Genomic DNA, 5,135 nt, shown 5'->3' with positions numbered 1-5,135 from the left:
GGCCCGTGGCGAGGTGCGTTTCGAGCACGTGGATTTCCACTACGGCAAGAAAAGCGGCGTGATCAGCGACCTGAACCTGACCATCAGGCCCGGCGAGAAAATCGGCCTGATCGGCCCTTCCGGCGCGGGTAAATCGACACTCGTGAACCTGCTGCTGCGCCTCTATGACGTGCAGGGCGGACGCATCCTCATCGACGGCCAGGACATTGCCCATGTCGGGCAGGAAAGCCTGCGCGAACGCATCGGCATGATCACCCAGGACACCTCGCTGCTGCACCGTTCGATCCGCGACAACCTGCTTTATGGCAAGCCCGACGCCACCGACGCGCAACTCTGGGAAGCGGTGCACAAGGCCCGCGCCGATGAGTTCATCCCGTTGCTGTCGGACGCCGAGGGCCGCAGCGGTTTCGACGCTCATGTGGGTGAGCGCGGCGTGAAGCTCTCCGGTGGCCAGCGCCAACGCATCGCCATCGCCCGGGTACTGCTCAAGGATGCGCCGATCCTGATCATGGACGAAGCGACCTCCGCGCTGGATTCGGAAGTCGAAGCGGCGATCCAGGAAAGTCTCGAGACGCTGATGCAAGGCAAGACCGTGATCGCCATCGCCCACCGCCTCTCGACCATCGCCCGGATGGACCGGTTGGTGGTGCTGGAAAACGGCCACATCGCCGAGACCGGCAGTCATGCCGAGCTGTTGGCCCATGGCGGGCTGTACGCGCGGCTCTGGCAGCATCAGACGGGTGGGTTCGTCGGGATTGACTGAGTCTGGGTTATGCACAAATCCCGTGGCGAGGGAGCTTGCTCCCGCTGGGGTGCGCAGCGCCCCCCTTTGAAGCCCGGATCCAGCTTCATGGTTGGATTCAGCTTTTTTGGGGCTGCTGCGCAGCCCAGCGGGAGCAAGCTCCCTCGCCACGGGATTTCAAAACAGCCTCAGCACTGCCGATACGGCAGTGCTGTCCTGGCCTCTTCGGCATACGCCAGCACCCCCTCATGCTCGCGCGCGAGAAAATCCGCCACCGCCGCTTTCAAGCCGGGATGGCGCAGGTAGTGCCACGAGCGGGTAATCACCGGCTCGAACCCGCGAATCAATTTGTGCTCGCCCTGGGCTCCGGCGTCAAAGCGCTGCAGACCGTTGGCAATCGCATAGTCCATGCCTTGGTAGAAACACGTCTCGAAATGCAGCCGATCAAACTCTGCCAGGCAGCCCCAGTAACGCCCATAAAAACTGTCGCCGCCCACCAGGCTGAAGGCCATCGCCACCGGCCGCGAACCTTGCTTGGCCAGCACCACGCGAATGGCCTCGGGCATGCGCTCGGCCAGCAGGCTGAAGAATGCCCGGGTCAGATAAGGCGCTTGCCGCCGCACCGCATAGGTATTGGCGTAACAGGCGTAGACAAAATCCCATTGCGCCTCGTCCAGTTGATGGCCTTCGAGCCACTCGAACCCGATGCCCTGCCCAGCCACTTGCTCGCGCTCCTTGCGCATCTGCTTGCGCTTGCGCGAACTGAGCGCATCGAGAAAATCCTGGAAGTCCCGATAGCCGCGATTCTGCCAGTGATATTGGCAACCGATGCGCTGCAGCCAACCGTCCTGACCGGCCAACGCCGCATCGGTAGAGGCATCAGTGAAGTTGATGTGAGCGCTGGAAAGCCCTTCGATTTCCAGATAACCCGGCAGGCTACCGAGCAGTTCCACGCCATCTCCCGCGCGCGCCGTTAACAGCCGTGGCCCGCTGACGGGACTGAACGGCACCGCCGTCAACAGCTTGGGGTAATAGTCGATGCCCGCCCGTGCACAGGCGTCGGCCCAGCCATGATCGAACACGTACTCGCCGTAGGAATGCCACTTGCGGTAACTGGGCAGGGCCGCCAGCAGCCGTCCGTCTTCTATGTGCAGCAGGTGCTCGGGCTGCCAACCGGAATGCGCGCCCAGGCTGGCGCTGTCTTCCAGGGCGGTGAGAAAAGCGTGGCGCAGGAACGGTTGATTGGCAGGCACCAACGCGTCCCACTCGTGCGGGGCGATGGCAGAAAGGCTGTCCAAGACGTGAAGCGGCATGCGGTTCCCCGATATCCAGACGACGGATTGCGCGAGTATCGCCGATCCAGAATAAAAAAACCCCGCCGGAGGCGGGGTTCAAAGGAGCTGTAACGGATGAAAGTGCAGCGGTATATCAGGTTACGATTTAGAACACGTACTGGGCGCGTACAACGAAACCGTCGCCATCATCGTCGCCATTGGCGTTGGTGACTTTGTCGGTCTTGGCCTTGACGTAGGCACCGGTGATTTTCACCGCCTCGTTGGCGTACCAGTTCACACCCAGGTTGTGCACCTTGGCTTCGGCATCGCCCACTTCTCGGGTGGTAGTAGCGGTGACGATGTTGTCGTCCTCGACGGTCAGGCTGTCGAAGCGGTAGAACACTTCCCAGGCGCCGATGGATTTGTTCTGCGGCTTGATCGCGTCGAACTTGCCGACCTTATAGCCGCGAGATTCGCCAGTGAGGGTATAGGCACCCTGGACGTAGAAACCGTGGCCTTTGATGTCTTCGAAGGCAGCGCTGTCAGCTTTGGTCTTGCGGCTGATGTATTCACCTTGGATCGACGCTGGGCCCATGGCGAAAGCGGCTTCCAGGCCGAAGGCGGTGTCGGTATCGTAAGAGCCAGCTGCGGAGGGGTTGGCGCCGCCCAGGAGTGGACGGTTGCCATTGGCGCCAGCATCGTTGCCGCCACCCGTCACCACACCGCGCATGCCCAAACGGGAGTGATAACGTGCGTCGAACGCGGTGTCGGAAACATCGCGCGATGCCACGTTCAATCCGAAGTGCAGGACGTTACCGGCGTCGTGCATCGGAGCGAAGACGAAGCGACCGTTGACTTGCTTGACGCTATTGCCGTCGGTGTCATTGTTGTCCTTGCTGAACACACCGGCCGAAGCGTAGAACGAATCGGCGAACGTGCTGGACGCTTGCAGGCCCATGCCATTCTGATGGCTGTTGGCCCAATCGATCAGGTCGTAGGCGGCGTTACGCTCAGGAGCCGTGACCCACTTGGAGCTGGTGGCTTTTTCCAGGCCGAAGTCCGGGTCGAAACGGCCGACCTTGATCGATACCGGTTTGAAGCCGTTATAGGCCAGGGACGCTTCGTCGAAGTAACCGTCCTCGGAACTACCGGCGTTATGAGAAAAATCGTAGTTGATGGTGTAGGCCCAATCCGTGTACAGCACGCCGGACAGTTCCAGGAACGCACGACGGAAGTAAGCAGCGTCGGCCGTATCACCGTTTCTGGTGTAGATCCCGTCGAACTGGCTGTAGTCAGCCTGCAAACGACCGCCGAGCTTGAAGCTGAACTCTTTGTCAGTGGTAGCGACCTCCAGGCCGCCCTTGGTCTTGACCACGATATCGGCGCCGTCTGTGGTTACGGTGCCGGCGAAAGCCTGGGCGGTTACTGCCATTGCCAGAGCGCTGGCGGCAAAACCTGCGAAGTGCTTACGGATCATCGAAGAATTCCCCTAGTTGGTAGTCTATGCGTTAGAAAACACGCGGAACTGGGCCCGCTGGTGTTGGGAGGGGATCTTGGCGATGGGGTGTGTCAGGCAAGTTGCTATCACATAAAGATTTTATGACAGCGGAACTTTTTACTTCGAATGGGAATAACAGATTTACTGCAAAACCTGTGGGAGCGAGCCCGCTCGCGAAAGCGGTGAGTCAGTCAACGTTGCATTGACTGGTCCGCCGCCTTCGCGAGCAGGCTCGCTCCCACAGGAACAGCGCGAGTGCGCTGAACGAGGGATCAGCGCTTACGCAGAATCACGCTGCCGATCGAGTAGCCAGCGCCAAACGAGCTGAGTACCGCGACCGAGCCGCTGGGCAGGTCGTCTTGGTACAGGTGAAAAGAAATCACCGAACCCGCCGAGCTGGTGTTGGCGTAGCGGTCGAGAATCACCGGGGCTTCTTCCTCCGTGGCTTCACGCCCGAGCAGTTTGCGCACGATCAGCTGATTCATGCTCAGGTTGGCTTGGTGCAGCCAGAAACGCTTTATTTCGCCGACGTTCAGCTGGTTTTCCTGCAAATGCGCGCCAATCAATTCAGCGACCATCGGGCAGACGTCGCGAAATACCTTGCGGCCTTCCTGGACGAACAGTTTGTCCCGCGTGCCGATGCCCTCTTCCGCCGCGCGGTTGAGGAAGCCGAAGTTGTTGCGGATGTTGTTGGAGAATTTGGTGAGCAGCTTGGTGCTGACCACATCGAACTGGTACGGCGATGTCGCCTGGTCCGCCCGCTCGATGATCACCGCCGTAGCTGCGTCGCCGAAGATGAAGTGGCTGTCGCGATCACGAAAATTCAAGTGGCCGGTGCACACTTCCGGGTTGACCATCAGGATCGCCCGGGCCTGGCCCAGCTGTACGCTGTTAGCGGCGGCCTGGATGCCAAAGGTCGCCGAAGAACAGGCCACGTTCATGTCGAAACCGAACCCTTCGATACCCAGGGCTTCCTGGACTTCGATGGCGATGGCCGGATAAGCACGCTGCAGATTGGAACAGGCGACGATCACGCCGTCGATGTCGGCGGCGCGGCGACCGGCGCGCTCAAGCGCCTGTTTCGCGGCGCCGACGGCCATTTCGCAGAGCACCGACCATTCTTCGTTGGAGCGCTCCGGCAGGCGCGGCGTCATGCGCTTGGGGTCGAGAATACCGTCCTTGTCCATCACGAAACGGCTCTTGATGCCTGAAGCCTTTTCGATGAAGGCCGCATTGGACTCGGTCAATGCCTCGACTTCGCCGCGCTCGATGGCCTCGGCGTTGTCGGCGTTGAACTGCGCGACATAGGTATTGAAAGACTGCACCAGCTCTTCGTTGGAGATGCTGTTGGCCGGGGTGTACAGGCCGGTGCCGCTGATGACGACGTTATGCATGGTCGTGTCTCTGATCTGTTCAGGCAGAAAGTATTGGCACCGACGTACCAACACGCAAAGGGTCTTTCCCATCCCGTGGGAGCAGACCTGGCATCGCTTTATTCCGATCCGCCCGTGGCATTGAGGCTCAAAACCACGGGACCGGCATTTATAGGCGCGAAGTTTGCCATAAACGCTGGCGTTTGGCCCATTCTCCCTTTCATCAGCCATGGAACCTGTGGGAGCGA

The 5,135-nt window shown here is 60.4% G+C and carries 4 protein-coding genes; 1 reads left to right on the top strand and 3 read right to left on the bottom strand.

What is annotated here, in order from left to right:
- Positions 1-763: ABC transporter ATP-binding protein (locus tag ACE04F_RS13135; protein WP_486107259.1), on the top strand; the 763-nt coding region annotated here is incomplete at its 5' end.
- Between the two features lie 167 nt (positions 764-930).
- On the opposite strand, the gene ACE04F_RS13130 is transcribed toward ACE04F_RS13135, so the two are convergent.
- From ACE04F_RS13130 to ACE04F_RS13120, 3 genes are all read right to left on the bottom strand, one after another.
- Positions 931-2,055, bottom strand: coding sequence for a GNAT family N-acetyltransferase (locus tag ACE04F_RS13130; RefSeq protein ID WP_486107257.1), 1,125 nt, complete (start codon positions 2,053-2,055; stop codon positions 931-933).
- Positions 2,056-2,182: 127 nt separating this feature from the next.
- Positions 2,183-3,493, bottom strand: coding sequence for an OprO/OprP family phosphate-selective porin (locus ACE04F_RS13125; RefSeq protein WP_486107255.1), 1,311 nt, complete (start codon positions 3,491-3,493; stop codon positions 2,183-2,185).
- Positions 3,494-3,786: 293 nt separating this feature from the next.
- Positions 3,787-4,908, bottom strand: a complete 1,122-nt coding sequence (locus tag ACE04F_RS13120) for a beta-ketoacyl-ACP synthase III (RefSeq protein ID WP_486107253.1) — start codon at positions 4,906-4,908, stop codon at positions 3,787-3,789.
- Positions 4,909-5,135 lie beyond the last annotated feature (227 nt).

The organism is Pseudomonas sp. AGC41 (genome assembly GCF_057334555.1).
Note: the sequence above shows the minus strand (reverse complement) of the source record. Positions and strands in the feature narration are given on the sequence as shown.